The following is a 16,107-nucleotide window of genomic DNA, read 5'->3' as shown; positions in this document are numbered from 1 at the left end:
AACAACCGTCAGGGACAGCGTTCAGGTTTTCAGTGCTTGACGACTTCCGTCGAGCCGGCATCCTTCGCCGCCTCGCCGACCGGTGCCGCAGCCTTCGCCTCTTCTTCCGGCGGCAGCGGGGTCGGCGTACGTTCGAGCGCGAGCTCGAGCACCTTGTCGATCCAGCGGACCGGCACGATCTCGATCGCGTTCTTCACGTTGTCCGGAATGTCCGCGAGATCCTTCACGTTCTCTTCCGGGATCAGCACGAGCTTGATGCCGCCGCGATGCGCTGCCAGCAGCTTTTCCTTCAGCCCGCCGATCGGCAGCACTTCGCCACGCAGCGTGATCTCGCCCGTCATCGCGACATCGGCACGCACGGGGATCCCCGTCAGCACCGACACCAGCGCGGTCGTCATCGCACCACCGGCGGACGGACCGTCCTTCGGCGTCGCGCCTTCCGGCACGTGGATGTGGATGTCCTGCTTCTCGAACGCCTCGTCCTTGATACCCAGACGGCGCGAACGCGAGCGCACGACCGAACGTGCGGCCTCGACCGACTCCTTCATCACGTCGCCGAGCGAACCCGTGCGGATCACGTTGCCCTTGCCCGGCATCACCGCGGCTTCGATCGTCAGCAGGTCGCCGCCGACTTCCGTCCACGCGAGGCCCGTCACCTGACCGACCTGGTTTTCCTTCGCCGCGAGGCCGAAGTCGTACTTGCGCACGCCGAGGAACGTATCGAGGTTCTCGCCATCGACCTTGATCGCGCCCGATGCCTTCTTCAGCAACAGCATCTTCACGACCTTGCGGCAGATCTTCGACACTTCCCGCTCGAGCGAACGCACACCGGCTTCGCGCGTGTAGTAGCGGATGATGTCGCGGATCGCCTGCTCGGTGACCTCGATCTCGCCGTCCTTCAGACCGTTGTTCTTCTTCTGCTTCGGCAGCAGGTAGCGCTGCGCGATGCTGACCTTCTCGTCTTCCGTGTAACCCGACAGACGAATCACTTCCATCCGGTCGAGCAGCGGCGGCGGGATGTTCAGCGAGTTCGACGTCGCGACGAACATCACGTCCGACAGGTCGAAGTCGACTTCGATGTAGTGGTCGGCGAACGTGTGGTTCTGTTCCGGATCGAGCACTTCGAGCAGCGCCGACGACGGATCGCCGCGGAAATCCATGCCCATCTTGTCGACTTCGTCGAGCAGGAAGAGCGGATTGCGCACGCCGACCTTCGCCAGGCTTTGCAGGATCTTGCCCGGCATCGAGCCGATGTACGTGCGGCGGTGACCGCGGATCTCGGCTTCGTCACGCACGCCGCCGAGCGCCATCCGGACGAACTTGCGGTTCGTCGCGCGAGCGATCGACTGGCCGAGCGAGGTCTTGCCGACGCCCGGGGGCCCGACGAGGCACAGGATCGGCGCCTTCACCTTGTCCACGCGCTGTTGCACCGCGAGGTACTCGAGGATACGTTCCTTCACCTTCTCGAGGCCGAAGTGATCCTCGTCGAGCACCTGCTCCGCGTTCGACAGATCGTTGTTGACCTTGCTCTTCTTGCGCCACGGCAGGCCGATCAGCGTGTCGATGTAGTTGCGCACGACGGTCGCTTCGGCCGACATCGGCGACATCAGCTTCAGCTTCTTGAGCTCGGCATCGGCCTTCTTCTTCGCTTCCTTCGGCATGCGCGCGGCGTTGATGCGCTTCTCGAGTTCCTCGAGGTCCGCACCCTCTTCGCCTTCGCCCAGTTCCTTCTGGATCGCCTTGACCTGCTCGTTCAGGTAGTACTCGCGCTGGCTCTTTTCCATCTGGCGCTTCACGCGCCCGCGGATGCGCTTTTCGACCTGCAGGATGTCGATCTCGGCTTCGAGCTGCGCGAGCAGGTGCTCGAGGCGCTCGATGACCGGAAACATCTCGAGGATGTGCTGCTTCTGGTCGAGCTTAAGCGGCAGACGCTCGGCGATCATGTCCGCGAGGCGACCGGCTTCATCGATGCCCGACAGCGACGTGAGAATCTCCGGCGGGATCTTCTTGTTCAGCTTCACGTACTGGTCGAACTGCGACACGATCGCACGGCGCAGCGCTTCCGTTTCCGCGCTGTCGGCGTGATCCGGCTCGAGCGGCATTACTTCACAGGAGAACTGCGTCTCCTGCTCTTCGATCGACAACGCCTTCGCACGCTGCAGGCCCTCGACGAGCACCTTCACGGTGCCGTCCGGCAGCTTCAGCATCTGCAGGATGTTGGCGATACAACCGACCTCGTACATGTCCTTTTCGGTCGGTTCGTCCTTGGCCGCGGTTTTCTGGGCGACGAGCATGATGTGCTTGCCGCCTTCCATCGCTGCTTCGAGGGCCTTGATCGATTTCGGCCGGCCCACGAAGAGCGGAATCACCATGTGCGGGAAAACGACGACATCCCGCAGCGGCAGCAGCGGGAGCGTGATGCGTTCCGGCGGGAGAAGTTGGGTGCCTGACATTTCATTTCCCCATGAGTGGAATCAATTGTTCGGTAATTGAGGCCGCCACAACGAATTGCAAGCCTTCAAGTGCGGGAAATATTCGGTAAGAAAGTAACCACCGCGTGTCGAGTCAGAGTTACCCACAAGATAAACGAAAAAAAGCCGCCCACGGACTCATGAACGGCCTTTTTCGCAGAACATCGTCGGCAAGCCGGTCAGTTCGAACCCGCCACCTTCGGCGTGTCCTCATAGATCAGCAGGGGTTTGCCGTCGCCATCGATGACGTTCTCGTCGATGATGACCTTGCTGACCCCTTTCATCGCCGGCAGCTCGTACATCACGTCGAGCAATGCCTGTTCGATGATCGAACGCAAACCGCGCGCGCCGGTCTTGCGGCGGATCGCCTTGCGGGCGACTGCCTGCAGCGCACCCGGCCGGATTTCCAGCTCGACGCGCTCCATCGCGAACAGCTTGTGATACTGCTTGACGAGCGCATTCTTCGGCTCGACGAGAATCTTCATCAATGCGGCTTCATCGAGCTTGCCGAGCGTCGCGACTACCGGCAGACGGCCGATCAATTCGGGGATCAGACCGAATTTGATCAGGTCTTCCGGTTCCGTTTCGCGCAGCACTTCGCCCGCGTCGCGTTCCTGCTTGCTCTTGACCGTCGCACCGAAGCCGATGCCCGTCTTTTCGGTACGGTCGGTGATCACCTTCTCGAGACCGTCGAACGCACCGCCGCAGATGAACAGGATGTTGGTCGTGTCGACCTGAATGAAATCCTGGTTCGGGTGCTTGCGGCCGCCCTGCGGCGGCACCGACGCCATCGTGCCCTCGACGAGCTTCAGCAGTGCCTGCTGGACGCCCTCGCCCGACACGTCGCGCGTGATCGACGGGTTGTCCGACTTGCGGCTGATCTTGTCGATTTCGTCGATATAGACGATCCCGCGCTGGGCCTTGTCGACCTCGTAGTTGCAGTTCTGCAACAGCTTCTGGATGATGTTCTCGACGTCCTCGCCGACGTAGCCGGCTTCGGTCAGCGTCGTCGCATCGGCGATCACGAACGGCACGTTCAGCAACCGCGCGAGCGTCTGCGCGAGCAGCGTCTTGCCGGAGCCCGTCGGGCCGATCAGCAGGATGTTGCTCTTCGACAGCTCGACGTCGTCCTTCTTGTCGAGGTGCTTGAGGCGCTTGTAGTGGTTGTACACGGCCACCGCGAGGATCTTCTTCGCGCGCTCCTGGCCGATCACGTACTGATCGAGGATGTCGCGAATTTCCTGCGGGCTCGGCAGATCCGACCGGGACAGGCTGGCCTCGACGCCGGCGGCAGCCGCCTCGTCGCGAATGATCTCGTTGCAGAGGTCGATGCACTCATCGCAGATGAATACCGACGGGCCCGCGATGAGTTTCTTCACCTCATGCTGGCTCTTCCCGCAAAACGAGCAATACAACAGCTTCTCGCTGTTCGAACCTTTTTTGTCCGCCATGAATGTAGAGCCTCCGGACAGGTAAATGACATGATACGCCGAATGCTCCGGACGCCGCGCCTAGGGCGCGACCGGAGCCGGCTGGATGCGCTTGCCGCAGATGCTCAGAGCACTCGGGACGTTGCAGGGGCACCGCGCGAATCGGGGCGGCACCCCACTTAAGCTCACGGGCGCTTCAACAGCACCTGATCGATCAGCCCGTACGCCTTCGCATCTTCGCTCGACATGAAGTTATCACGGTCGGTGTCGCGGGCGATGCGCTCGACGTCCTGCCCCGTATGCTGCGCGAGCAGGTTGTTCAGCCGTTCCTTCAGGTAGAGGATTTCGCGTGCCTGGATCTCGATGTCGGACGCCTGGCCGCGCGCGCCGCCCAGCGGCTGGTGAATCATCACGCGCGAGTTCGGCAGCGCGAAACGCTTGCCCTTCGCGCCCGACGCGAGCAGGAACGCGCCCATGCTGGCCGCGAGGCCCATGCAGAGGGTCGACACGTCCGGCTTGATGAACTGCATCGTGTCGTAGATCGCCATGCCGGCCGACACCGAGCCGCCCGGGCTGTTGATGTAGAGGCTGATGTCCTTGTCGGGATTCTCGCTCTCGAGGAACAGCAGTTGCGCGACCACGAGGTTGGCCGTCTGGTCGTTCACTTCGCCGACCATGAACACCAGGCGTTCCTTCAGGAGACGCGAATAGATATCGTACGAACGCTCGCCGCGGCCGCTCGTTTCGACGACGATCGGCACCAGCCCCAGCGCTTGCGCCTCGAAACCCTGCGGCGCGTTCGAAGCAAGCATGTCCAGCAATTCAGCGCGAGTGATCATTCAATGAACCTTGTTCGAATGGAAAATTGAACGGAGGGAAGCCGCCCGCTCAATCGCCATATTAATGGCAACCGTGCGCTTGACGTAAAAACGGCGTGCGGGCCGTCGCTCCGACAGCCGGCACGCCGCTAGAGCGACACTTACGCTTGCGCCGATGCGCTCGCGAGTGCCTCGAAGCTCACTTCCTTGTCCGTCACCTTTGCCTTGCCCAGCACGAAGTCGACGACGTTGCTTTCAACGACGAACGCTTCCATCTCGGCGAGGCGCTGCTGGTTCGAATAATACCAGCGGACCACTTCCTTCGGGTCTTCGTAGCTCTTCGCGAACTCGTCGACTTCCGCGCGGATCTGCTCCGGCTTCGCTTCGAGGCTGTTCGACTTCACCAGCTCGGCCAGCACGAGGCCCAGCTTCACGCGACGCTCTGCCTGCTCGGCGAACATCTCGGCCGGGATCGGTGCGTCCTTCGCGTTCGGCACGCCGCGCTGCGCCAGATCCTGGCGAGCCATTTCGACGAGACGTTGCTGGTCCTGCTCGATCAGCGCCTTCGGCACGTCGAGTTCGGAAATCTTCAGCAGCGCGTCCATCACCTGGTTCTTGACGATGGCTTGCGTGCGACGCTTCGCTTCGCGCTCGAGGTTTTCCTTGATTTCGGCGCGCATCTTCGTCAGGTCGCCGTCTTCGATGCCGAGCGACTTCGCGAATTCGCCGTCGATTTCCGGCATGTGCGGCCACTCGATCTTCTTCATCGTGACCGTGAATTGCGCCGTCTTGCCCGCCACGTCCTTGCCGTGGTAATCGTCCGGGAACTTCAGGTCGAACGTACGCTGTTCGCCCGCCTTCAGGCCCAGCGCCGCCGTTTCGAATTCCGGCAGCATGCGGCCTTCGCCGAGCACGAACGGGAAGTCTTCGGCCGTGCCGCCCTGGAACGCGACGTCGTCGATCTTGCCGACGAAGTCGACCGTCACGCGGTCGCCGTTCTTCGCTGCGGTGTCCGCGCCGCCGTCGCCATGCTCGCCGGCTTCGCCGCGAGCGTGGTAGTGCACGCGCTGCTTGCGCAGGATTTCCAGCGTGCGGTCGATTTCGGCGTCGCCGATCGACGTCGTCGAGCGCTCGACTTCAGCCGTCGCCAGATCGCCGATCTTCACTTCCGGGTAAACCTCGAACGTCGCGTCGAACGCGTATGCGTCCTCAGCCTGCTCCTGCTTCGGCTCGAAGCTCGGCTGGCCGGCGACGCGCAGGTTTTCCGCGCGGCTGATCGTGAAGAATTCCTGGCCGATCTTGTCGCTCAGCACTTCCGCCTCGACCTGACCCGCGTACTGCTGGGCGACCATCTTGAGCGGCACCTTGCCCGGGCGGAAACCCGGCATGCGAACGTTCTTCGCGAGTTTCTGGATACGGGCGTCGATTTCCTTCTGCACAGTGTCCTTCGGCAGGGAAATCGTCACGCGGCGTTCAAGCTTGCCGAGGTTCTCAACAACGTTAGCCATGGCTTCAATCGTCCTAAAATTATTCGAGCGAATCGGGTTTTCCTTGCCGTGCCTGCCTGCGGCGTGAGGTGCATCGCATGCACACGCCGCGCCGGAGCGCCACGCCATCCCTGCACGCGCCGGATGGCTAGCGCAAGCGGCTCGGAGCACGGCTTTGGCCGGAAGAATCGACTATTCTAGCAAACAATTTTCCTCGTACCGCCAGATCGGTACGACAACGATGCCGACCGGCCATGCCGCCCGCTCCCGCGCACGGCAATGCGCGCGGATCGCCGCTATGCCGAACGGCGTATCCCCCACGGGCCCACCATCCTGTAAGCTCCGAATGAGGATGCGCCGCGATCGCGGCCGCCATTCTTCACACCAATCACGCCTTCCGGAGACACCATGCCGCAACACCCGTCCGCGCCTGTCGTCGTCATCGCGCCCGATTCGTTCAAAGGCTCGCTTTCCGCCGAGCAGGTCGCGGACGCGATCGCCACCGGCATCCGCCGTGCCCGCCCCGACGCGGTCGTGCGCTGCTGCCCGATGGCCGACGGCGGCGAAGGCACGCTCGACGCGATGCTGGCGGGCGGCGGCACGCGGCGCACGCTGCGGGTGGCCGGCGCATCGCTCGCGGCACGCGACGCGGCGGTCGGGGTGATCGACGCGCGCACCGCGATCGTCGAGACGGCCGAGATCGTCGGGATCACCGACGCGGTCGGCATGAGCGTGCCCGTCGACGCGCGCAGCACGCGCGGCATGGGCGAAGCGATCCGCACGCTGCTCGACGAGGGTGTGCGCCGCTTCTTCGTCGCGCTCGGCGGCAGCAGCACCAACGACGCGGGCGCCGGGTTGCTCGCGGGCCTTGGCCTGCAATGCTTCGACGCGGCCGGCCAGCCGGTCGAACCCGTCCCGGCGCGGCTCGCCGATATCGAGCGGGTCGACGCGTCGGGGCTCGATCCGCGCCTGAAGGAAGCGGAATTCATCGGCATGTCCGACGTCGACAACCCGCTGACGGGCACGCACGGCGCGACCGCGGTGTTCGGTCCGCAAAAGGGCGTGACGCCCGAGCACGTTGCGACCCTCGACGCCGCGCTCGGCCGTTTCGCCGACCTGCTCGAGGCCGCGCTCGACCGGCGAGGCCGTGAGCTGCCCGGCGCCGGCGCCGCGGGCGGCCTCGGATTCGCGCTCCACATGCTGGGCGCACAATTCGAAGCCGGTGCGGAAGTCGTCGCGCGGCAGATCGGGCTCGATGCCGCGCTCGCCGGCGCCGACTGGCTGATCACCGGCGAAGGCCGCTCCGACGTGCAGACGCTGCACGGCAAGGCACCGTTCATCGCCTGCCTTCATGCGCGGGTCGCGGGCGTGCCCGCGTCGCTGCTGTCGGGCGCGGTCGATCCGGCCGCGCTGCCGCGCCTGTCCGAGCACTTTTCCGGCTGCTTCTCGCCCGCGCCCGGCCCGATCACGCTCGACGTCGCGATCCGCGACGCGGCGAACCTGCTCGCGAACGAAGCCGAACAGTTGACACGGCTGAAGTACGGCGCACACTGACCGTTGACCCGAGCGCGCGATACAGGAACAATCGGGCCCGCCCTTTTTCTTCAGGATTCGACATGAAAGGCCGCCAAGCCGGGCTCGATCAGTTTCTGACCTATCGCCTCCATGCGCTCACGAAGCGATCCGACCGCGGGATCGCCGACGTGTACCGGCACAAGCTGGACATCTCGCTGCCCGAGGCGCGGGTGATCGCCGCCGTCGGCGCCTTCGGTCCGTTTTCGATCATGGATCTCGCTCGCCACACCAACCTCGACAAGAGCCAGGCGAGCCGCGCGGCGGAAGCGCTGCTGCGCCAAGGGCTGCTCCAGCGCAGCGCCAGCGAGGAAGACGGCCGGATCGTGCTGATCGCGCTGACCGCCGACGGCCGCGCGCTGCATCGCAAGATCATGCCGATCGTGCGCAAGTGGAATGACGGCTTGCTCGCTTGCCTGTCCGACAGCGAGCGCCAGACGTTCGAGCGACTGCTCGACAAGGTCGTCGCGAACGCGGTCGAGCGCGACAACTGAATCGCATTACGGGTGCCCGCGGACCACCCGAGTCGCGCAAGGGCAAGCCAAAGGGCAGCGTGCCCGGCTTCTCTTGCCGTGGCTAACGGACGACTGCCCGGCACTTCTTCATCCTTCTTCTCGTGCCGGCCATCGGCGCGGTCATGCGCCTCCGCTATAGCCCGCTGTTCGCCGCACGCTGACGCAGCAATCCCAGCACCGCGTCGCAATACGGCGTCGGCACGTCGAGCTTGCGTCCCAGTTCCGGAAACACGCCGAGGATCGGTCCGATTTCCAGCGCTCGCCCGACCTCGAAATCCTGCAGCATCGATGTCCTGAACGCACCGAGCCTGCGCGTCACGGCAATCCGCTCCGGCCCGCTCATTCCCGTATCGAGACCGAGCTTCGCACCGATCGCGGCCGCCTCCTCCATCATCCGCAACGCGAGGTCGTGCGTGAACGGATCGTCGAGCAATTGCGAGGCGGTCGAACCCGTCAGCGCGCTCAATGGGTTCATGTTCATGTTGCCCCACAGCTTTGCCCAGATTTCGGTGCGGATCGCCGCGGTCGACTCGACGTCGAAGCCGCCCGCGGCGAGCGCCGCCGCGAATCGCGCGGTCGACGCATCGAGCCGCGGATCGGGCGAGCCAATGATCAGACGGTTGCCGCGACCGCGGCGCACGATACCGGGCGCGTCGGTGCTCGACGACAGGTGCACGACGCAGCCGATCGCCTGCGCGGGCGGCAGCGCCGCCGAAACCGCCCCCGCCGGATCGACCGCATCGAGCGGCACGCCGTCGAGCGGACCCGCGAACCCGTGCGTGAACCACCACGGCAGCCCGTTCATCGCGGCGACGATCACCGTGTCGGGCCCGACCAGCGGCGCGATGCGCGCGGCCAGCGCCGGCAATGCCTGCGCTTTGAGCGCGATCACCACGTAGTCCTGCACGCCGAGCGCGGCCGCGTCGTCGCTCGCACGCACCGGGACCGACGACTCGATGCCCGCTTCGTCGATCACGCGCACGCCGTGCGCGTTCAGGGCATCGAGCGTCGCGCCGCGCGCGAATGCGCTCACCGTCATGCCGGCCCGCGACAGCGCGGCCGCGAGCAACCCGCCGATCGCGCCGACACCGACCACCGCCGCGCGCACCGACCCTGAATTCGTGTCGTTCATGATGGAAATCCGTCTACCGGGAGCTGACGAGCATAGCGCCAGATGGTTGCGGATACAACCATTCACGCAAGCATCTGCGTGACCGTGTTCGCATGAGCGATTCAGCGCGGTGCGATGCCCGCCTCCACAGGCTCGTCGTCGGTCGAGCCGCCCGTCGCGCCGAGCACGCCGGCGATCTGGCTCTTGTCGTGCATGCCGAGCTTGCGGTACGCGCAGCGCAGATAGTGACGCACGGTCGTCGGCGAAATCGCCATCTGCTGCGCGACCTCCTTGTGCGAACGGCCGGCACCGTAATAGCGGATCGCCGCCAGCTCGCGCGGGCTCAGCCGGTCGAGCAGCGAGCGCGGCCGCGCCTCGATCTGGAACAGTCCCGCGACGGGCACGCACTGGATGCGCAGCGCGTCGCCGATGTACGGCTGGCCCGACTGGCGCCGCACATGCGCGACCAGCGGCTCCGGCACGCGCGGGCCCGTCCACGCCGGCCATTCAGTCCGCAGCACGTCGTCGAAGCCGTGGTCAGCGTGATGCAGCACGCCGAAGTTGTCGCACAGCGCGCGGGCCGCCGGCGCCACCGCATCGGCACGCTCGCGCGTGAGCTGTGCCGCGCGGTTGATCGTCAGCGCGGCCGCCAGATGCGGAATCACTTCCTCGACGCGGCTCGCGTCGTCGTCGCTGAACGGACGGTTCAGGCCCTGGCGGTAGATCGACATGAACGTCGTCAGCCCGAAGCGGCGATCGAGCGTACACACGCACATCAGTTGCGCCAGCCCGTACTTCACGCACCAGTCGCGAAACCGCGCGTCGAACCCGGGTTCGACGACCGACAAGCGCACCGCGCGACCATGCGCGCCGAGCAGCGTGCGCTGCGCGAGCGGATCGCAATCGCGCACGCGTTTCCAGTCGCTGAAGAACGCGTGCGGAAGACGGTACAGGAAACTGTTGTGCATCACCGGGCCGGTCGGCACGTGCGTCGCGACGCCGGTCCACGCGGCGTCGAACGGGATGAGCCCCTGCAGCAGCGAAAAGAAGCGGCACTCGAATTCGCCGATGCTCGACTGCGCGGCGAGCGCGTACAGGTCGAGCAGCATCAGGCCGAGTTCGCGTCGCGCCGCGTCGCCGCGCGTCACGCCGTCGAAATCGGCGCGGCGCGACGGCAGCAGCGGCCATGCGGATTCGTCGAGCACGATCGCGGCCGGCACGTCGCGCAGCGCATCGGGATCCTGCCTGATATCCGTGGTGATCCTCACCTTTCCGCTCCCCTGCCCGATCGGGCCGCTGATGCGCGCAACGCAGACCGGCCGATTATAGCGACCGGCATTTTTGGCGGGCTCCGCCGCCGGAACACGCGGCAACCCCATCCATTTGAACGGTGCGCCGCCCGTTGCTGCTGCGCAGCACGCCGCGCCGCGGTGTCGCGGTCCGTCCATCCCGTGCACCGCGGGTTTTCCTCACCGTTCATCTGCACGACTGTTCAGCGGTTTTCCTGCTGCCGACACTGCGTCGCGACAACACCAACGACAAACGATGCAGGACGGTATGGAGAACCCCACGTGACGACATTCCGCTTCATCCGCACGGCGACCGCCGCGGCGCTCGCCGCGTGCAGCCTCGCCGCGCACGCGCAATCGACCCTCACGCTGTACGGCGCGCTCGACGCCGGCGTGCAGTACCTGACGCATGCCGACGGACGGCACGCGGCCGTGCAGTTGCGGAACTACGGCATCCTGCCGTCGCAGGTCGGGCTGAAGGGCACCGAGGATCTTGGCAGCGGCTGGCGCGCGCTGTTCAAGCTCGAACAAGGCCTCAACATCAACGACGGCACCTCGACCGTGCCCGGCTACGCGTTCTTCCGCGGCGCGTATGTCGGCATCGCGGGGCCCGTCGGCACCGTGACGCTCGGCCGTCAGTTCAGCGTGCTGTTCGACAAGACGCTGTTCTACGACCCGCTGTGGTACGCGTCGTACAGCGGCCAGGGCGTGCTCGTGCCGATGAACGCGAACTTCATCGACCACTCGATCAAGTACCAGTCTCCGACGTTCGCCGGCTTCGATGTCGAGGCCCTCGCCGCGACCGCCGGCGTCGCGGGCAACACGCGCGCCGGGCGCGTGCTCGAGCTCGGCGGTCAATACGCCAGCAACGGACTGTCGGTCAGCGCGGTGCTGCATCAGGCGCACGGCGACGCGTCAGCCGCGGAGGACGCGTCCGCGCGCCGCCGCGAACTCGGCACGCTCGCCGCGCGTTACGCGTTCGCGACGCTGCCGCTCACCGTCTACGCGGGCGCCGAACGCCTGACCGGCGACCTCGATGCGGCGCGCACGATCGTCTGGGGCGGCGCCCGTTATCTGACGTCGGGCGGCATCGGACTGAACGCGGGCGTCTACCACACCGATTCGCACACGCCGACGATCGGCCACCCGACGCTCTTCATCGCCAGCTCCACCTACGCGCTGTCGAAACGCACCGTCGCCTACGTGAACCTCGGTTATGCGCGCAACAGCGGCCAGAGTTCGCAGACCGTCTACGAATACGACCCGACACCGCTCGCCGGCGCATCGCAGTTCGGCGCGATGGTCGGCATGTATCACCTGTTCTGATTCCGTCCAGCGAGATCCCGCCATGAAAACCCTTTGCTCCGATGCCGCGCCGTCGTCCGACGGCCGCGCGGCGCCTTTCGCGCGCTCGACGCTCGTCGCGCTCGTCGTATTCGCGGCCATCACGCCGCTGCTGCTGCTCGTCGCGCCGGCCGTCGCCGGTCAACTGGCGACGCAGCTCGGGCTGTCCGCGTCGCAGATCGGCACCTACTTCTTCGTCGAACTCGGCGCGTTCAGCCTCGCGACCGTGCCGTCGTACCTGTGGCTCGGCCGCGTCGATGCGCGCCGCGTCGCCGCGTGCGCGATCGCGCTGTTCGGCGCGGGCAATCTCCTGACCGCGTTGTGGATGCCCGGCTTCGTCGCGCTGCTCGCGCTGCGAGCCGTCACGGCGCTCGGCGGCGGCTCGCTGATGGTGCTCTGCATGACCAGCGCGGCCACGAGCGAGAACAGCGATCGTGTGTACGGGCTGTGGGTCGTCGGCCAGTTGGTCGCCGGTGCGGTTGGCCTGTTCATGCTGCCGCACGTGTTCGCCGCGTTCGGGCTGCGCGCGCTGTACGTCGCGCTCGCCGCGCTCGCGCTGGTTGCCGCGCCGTTGTCACGCGGCTTTCCGGCGACGCTCGGTGCGCGGCCCGCGTCGGCCCGGGCCGCGCGCGGCGCCGCGACGGATGCACCACGGCTCTTCGTCGCGCTCGCGATCGGCGCGGTACTGAGCTTCTATCTCGCGATCGGCAGCGTATGGACATTCGCGAGCCGCGCGGCGGCGGAAGCCGGACTCGACCCGCAATCGACCGGCAACGTGCTCGCGATCGCGAGCGTGATGGGGATTGCCGGCGCGGCGCTCGCATCGTGCGCGGGCGGCCGGCTTGCGCGGCGCACGATGCTGGCCGCCGGTTACGCGCTGCTCGCGGCGTCGCTCGTCGCACTCGCCGCGCTGCCGCATGCGAGCGGCTACGGCGCGGCGATCTTCGCGTTCAAGTTTGCGTGGACGTTCGTACTGCCGTTCATTCTCGCGACCGTCGCTCAGATCGACACGTCCGGACGCCTCGTCGCGACGCTCAATTTCGTGATCGGCGCGGGCCTCGCGGCCGGCCCGCTCCTCGCCGGGCTGTTGCTCGATGCCGGCGGCACGATGCACGCGCTGTTCGCGACCGCGACGGCCGTCGCGATCGCATCGTTTGTCGCGCTGCGCCATATCGATCGGCGCGCGCGGTCTTCCATCACTTCCGTTTCTTCCCAACCGTGACAGGTCACCGATCCATGAATCGCACTGCCTTCTTCACCGACGAACGCACCTTCTGGCACACCGGCGGCACGCACGCGCTGTTCTTCCCGGTCGGCGGCTGGGTCCAGCCGCCGTCGAGCGCAGGCTACGCGGAATCACCCGATTCGAAGCGCCGCCTCCTGTCGCTCGTGCAGGCGTCGGGCCTGGCCGACCAACTCGACATGCGCGGTGCCGCACCGGCCACCACCGGCGATCTGCTGCGCATCCACCCGGCCAGCTATCTCGACGCATTCCGCGCGCTCAGCGATGCGAACGGCGGCGACCTCGGCGATCTCGCGCCGTTCGGCAAGGGTAGCTACGAGATCGCCGCGCTGTCCGCGGGTCTCGCGATCGCGGCGGTCGACGCCGTCGTCGCCGAGCGCGCGGCGAACGCGTTTTCGCTGTCGCGACCGCCCGGCCATCACTGCCTGCGCGATCGCCCGATGGGCTTCTGCCTGCTCGCGAACATCCCGATCGCGATCGAGGCCGCACGCGCGAAGCATGGCATCGACCGCGTCGCGGTGATCGACTGGGACGTGCATCACGGCAACGGCACGCAATCGATCTACTACGACGATCCGGACACGCTGACGATCTCGCTGCATCAGGACCGCTGCTTTCCGCCCGGCTACTGCGGCGGCGACGAGCGCGGCGCAGGCGCGGGCATCGGCGCGAACCTGAACGTGCCGATGCTCGCGGGCAGCGGCGACGACGCGTATCGCCACGCGTTCGAGCGGATCGTGCTGCCGGCGCTGGAGCGGTTCCGGCCGGAACTGATCGTCGTCGCGAGCGGCCTCGATGCGAACGCGGTCGATCCGCTCGCGCGCATGCAATTGCATACGGACAGTTACCGGTACATGACGCGCGCGGTAAAGGAGGCGGCGCAACGCCATTGCGGCGGGCGGCTCGTGATCGTCCACGAGGGCGGCTATTCGGAAGCGTACGTGCCGTTCTGCGGACTGGCGATCGTCGAGGAACTGGCCGGTATCCGAACCGATGTCGCCGACCCGATGCTGGATCTCGCGATCGCGCAGCAGCCGGGCGAGCGGTTCGTCGCGTTCCAGCGCGAACTGCTCGACGAACTGGCCGCGTCGTTCGGCTTGTAACGCGCGCTCACCAACGATGCGGAGCCGGCCCTTGCGCGATCGGTGCGGATGGGGTTTCCTGTGCTTTTACACCTGCCAGGTCCAGCCCCCTCTTCAGATGAAATCGTCTCCGCGCGACCCCGACACCAACGACAAAGCGCGCCGCCAGCCTTCGAAGCTCGCACTGAATATCGCCGCCGTGCTGGTCGGGCTCGTCACGTTCGCGATCGGCGCGGCGTGGTTGATCTATAGCTGGATCGTCGATCGCGAAGCGCAGTATTTCGCGATTCCACTGGTGTTCTCGGTGCCGGTGATCGTGGCGGTCGCGGTGCGGAGTTTCTGGGACTAGGCACGCTTGAAACGACGAAGCGCCGCGGTCGGTGGACGCGCGGCGCTTCTTTTTCAGGTCCAGTACAGGTATCTGCGGCGAGCAGCAAGCCTCTCCATTCGGATTGGAACCGTTCATAAGCCCGCGCGTGCACTCCGCGCGGAACCGCACCAACAAAAAAGCGCTGCCGGTCAGCCAACCGGCAGCGCTTTTTTGGAACGGCCCTTGGCGGGGTACGTTCGACTTCGTGGTGCGTGAGGCCGGACTCGAACCGGCACACCCTTGCGGGCGTCAGGACCTAAACCTGGTGCGTCTACCAATTTCGCCACTCACGCGGATTTCTGTCGCCCAATCGCATGGCACGCAAGATGCGGTCTCCACGCGCCCGGGGCTTCATGCCGAACCAAAAACCGGCACACCCGATCAGGCGAGCGCGAGATTCTACCCGATCTGTGCAGCATTGTCTCGCCCAACCGACACCCGTCGAACAGCGGTGCTAGAATGCCGCGCTCGACGTGCCGGCCATGCGCCGGCGCGCGTCCCCGAACCCGCCTCCGCCACGATCCCACCTGTGAACTTCGACGACTACTGTCAGCAAAAGGCCGCCCCCGCAGGCTCCAGCGTCTACTACGCGCTGCGCCAGGCGCCGCTCGCCGCCGAACCGCGGCTGACGGCCCTGTTCGCGCTGCGCCGCGAACTCGAGGAAACCGTCAAGGAAACCAGCGATCCGACCGTCGGACACACGAAGCTCGCGTGGTGGCACAAGGAACTCGCGGCGCTCGCCGCCGGCGAACCGTCGCATCCGGTCACGAAGGCGCTCGCGCAACACCACCCGGCGATCAAGGCCGAATCCGATGCGCTGCGCACGCTCGTCAACGGTTACGGTATGGATCTCGAACAGGCGCGTTATCTGGATTTCGCGAACCTGCAACGCTACATCGCGCAGGTCGGCGGCACCTTCGCGTCGCTGGTCGCGCGCGCAAGTGCCGCGAATCCGGCCGACCCGCAACCGTGGGCCGCGGATGCCGGCCGCGCGCTGATGCTCGCGCAATTCGTGCAGGAACTCGGCAACGACGCGCGGCACGGCCGCATCTATCTGCCGATCGACGAACTGCAACGCTACAACGTGACCGCTGCCGACCTGCTGAACCGCCGCTACAGCCCGGCTTTCACCGAGCTGCTGCAGTTTCAGACGGGCCGCGCACGCGACGCGCTGGCCGCCGCCGACGCAGCGGTCCCCGCATCCGAGCGCCGCGCGCAACGCACGCTGCGCGCGCAGATTGCACTGGCCGGTGCGCTGCTCGACGAAATCGAGCGCGACGGCTACCAGGTGCTGCACCAGCGCATCGCCCTGACACCGATCCGCAAGCTGTGGATCGCGTGGCGCGCCGCGCGCCGCCGCTGACCCGCGCCGTCA

The 16,107-nt window shown here is 66.3% G+C and carries 13 protein-coding genes and 1 tRNA gene; 7 read left to right on the top strand and 7 right to left on the bottom strand.

From position 1 onward, the window contains the following. Nucleotides 1–29 precede the first annotated feature (29 nt). From lon to tig, 4 genes are all read right to left on the bottom strand, one after another. Nucleotides 30–2,453 carry an endopeptidase La gene (gene lon / locus WS49_RS14735; protein WP_044843675.1) on the bottom strand — a complete coding sequence of 808 codons (2,424 nt, stop codon included), beginning with the start codon at nucleotides 2,451–2,453 and terminating at the stop codon, nucleotides 30–32. A gap of 197 nt (nucleotides 2,454–2,650) precedes the next feature. Next, nucleotides 2,651–3,922, bottom strand: coding sequence for an ATP-dependent Clp protease ATP-binding subunit ClpX (gene clpX / locus WS49_RS14730; RefSeq protein ID WP_006754177.1), 1,272 nt, complete (start codon nucleotides 3,920–3,922; stop codon nucleotides 2,651–2,653). A 164-nt stretch (nucleotides 3,923–4,086) separates the two neighbouring features. After that, a complete protein-coding gene (clpP, locus tag WS49_RS14725; RefSeq protein ID WP_006496351.1) occupies nucleotides 4,087–4,740 on the bottom strand; it encodes an ATP-dependent Clp endopeptidase proteolytic subunit ClpP in 654 nt (217 codons plus the stop codon). 140 nt (nucleotides 4,741–4,880) lie between these two features. Continuing rightward, complete coding sequence (tig, locus tag WS49_RS14720; RefSeq protein WP_059529684.1) at nucleotides 4,881–6,227, bottom strand: trigger factor; 1,347 nt, start codon at nucleotides 6,225–6,227, stop codon at nucleotides 4,881–4,883. A gap of 387 nt (nucleotides 6,228–6,614) precedes the next feature. Here tig and WS49_RS14715 point away from each other — a divergent pair, with 387 nt between their 5' ends. Continuing rightward, a complete protein-coding gene (locus tag WS49_RS14715) occupies nucleotides 6,615–7,760 on the top strand; it encodes a glycerate kinase (RefSeq protein WP_059529681.1) in 1,146 nt (381 codons plus the stop codon). A 62-nt stretch (nucleotides 7,761–7,822) separates the two neighbouring features. Next, complete coding sequence (locus WS49_RS14710; protein WP_059529679.1) at nucleotides 7,823–8,272, top strand: MarR family winged helix-turn-helix transcriptional regulator; 450 nt, start codon at nucleotides 7,823–7,825, stop codon at nucleotides 8,270–8,272. Between the two features lie 154 nt (nucleotides 8,273–8,426). On the opposite strand, the gene WS49_RS14705 is transcribed toward WS49_RS14710, so the two are convergent. Together WS49_RS14705 and WS49_RS14700 are read right to left on the bottom strand one after the other, a co-directional pair. Continuing rightward, the gene (locus tag WS49_RS14705) at nucleotides 8,427–9,425 is read right to left on the bottom strand and encodes a 2-dehydropantoate 2-reductase (protein ID WP_059529664.1); all 999 of its coding nucleotides are present in this window, start codon (nucleotides 9,423–9,425) and stop codon (nucleotides 8,427–8,429) included. A gap of 101 nt (nucleotides 9,426–9,526) precedes the next feature. Beyond that, nucleotides 9,527–10,672: a helix-turn-helix transcriptional regulator gene (locus WS49_RS14700; protein ID WP_059529968.1), complete on the bottom strand. Its 1,146-nt coding sequence runs from the start codon at nucleotides 10,670–10,672 to the stop codon at nucleotides 9,527–9,529. Nucleotides 10,673–10,975: 303 nt separating this feature from the next. On the opposite strand from WS49_RS14700, the gene WS49_RS14695 reads away from it, so the two are divergent. From WS49_RS14695 to WS49_RS14680, 4 genes are all read left to right on the top strand, one after another. Next, nucleotides 10,976–12,019, top strand: a complete 1,044-nt coding sequence (locus WS49_RS14695; protein ID WP_059529661.1) for a porin — start codon at nucleotides 10,976–10,978, stop codon at nucleotides 12,017–12,019. Between the two features lie 22 nt (nucleotides 12,020–12,041). Beyond that, on the top strand, nucleotides 12,042–13,259 hold the full coding sequence (locus WS49_RS14690; protein WP_059529657.1) for an MFS transporter: 1,218 nt from the start codon (nucleotides 12,042–12,044) through the stop codon (nucleotides 13,257–13,259). A 14-nt stretch (nucleotides 13,260–13,273) separates the two neighbouring features. After that, nucleotides 13,274–14,383 carry a class II histone deacetylase gene (locus WS49_RS14685; protein ID WP_059529653.1) on the top strand — a complete coding sequence of 370 codons (1,110 nt, stop codon included), beginning with the start codon at nucleotides 13,274–13,276 and terminating at the stop codon, nucleotides 14,381–14,383. A gap of 97 nt (nucleotides 14,384–14,480) precedes the next feature. Next, entirely contained in the window at nucleotides 14,481–14,711 is a 231-nt protein-coding gene (locus WS49_RS14680) for a hypothetical protein (RefSeq protein ID WP_059529650.1), read from the top strand. Between the two features lie 227 nt (nucleotides 14,712–14,938). Here WS49_RS14680 and WS49_RS14675 read toward each other — a convergent pair. Beyond that, a tRNA-Leu gene (locus WS49_RS14675) sits at nucleotides 14,939–15,025 on the bottom strand. Nucleotides 15,026–15,261: 236 nt separating this feature from the next. Between WS49_RS14675 and hpnD the strand changes: the two genes are divergently transcribed. Further along, entirely contained in the window at nucleotides 15,262–16,095 is an 834-nt protein-coding gene (gene hpnD, locus WS49_RS14670) for a presqualene diphosphate synthase HpnD (protein ID WP_059529647.1), read from the top strand. Nucleotides 16,096–16,107: the final 12 nt, after the last annotated feature.

The organism is Burkholderia sp. RF7-non_BP4 (assembly GCF_001521935.1).
In the GTDB taxonomy this organism is placed as follows: Bacteria; Pseudomonadota; Gammaproteobacteria; order Burkholderiales; family Burkholderiaceae; genus Burkholderia; species Burkholderia diffusa.
Note: the sequence above shows the minus strand (reverse complement) of the source record. Positions and strands in the feature narration are given on the sequence as shown.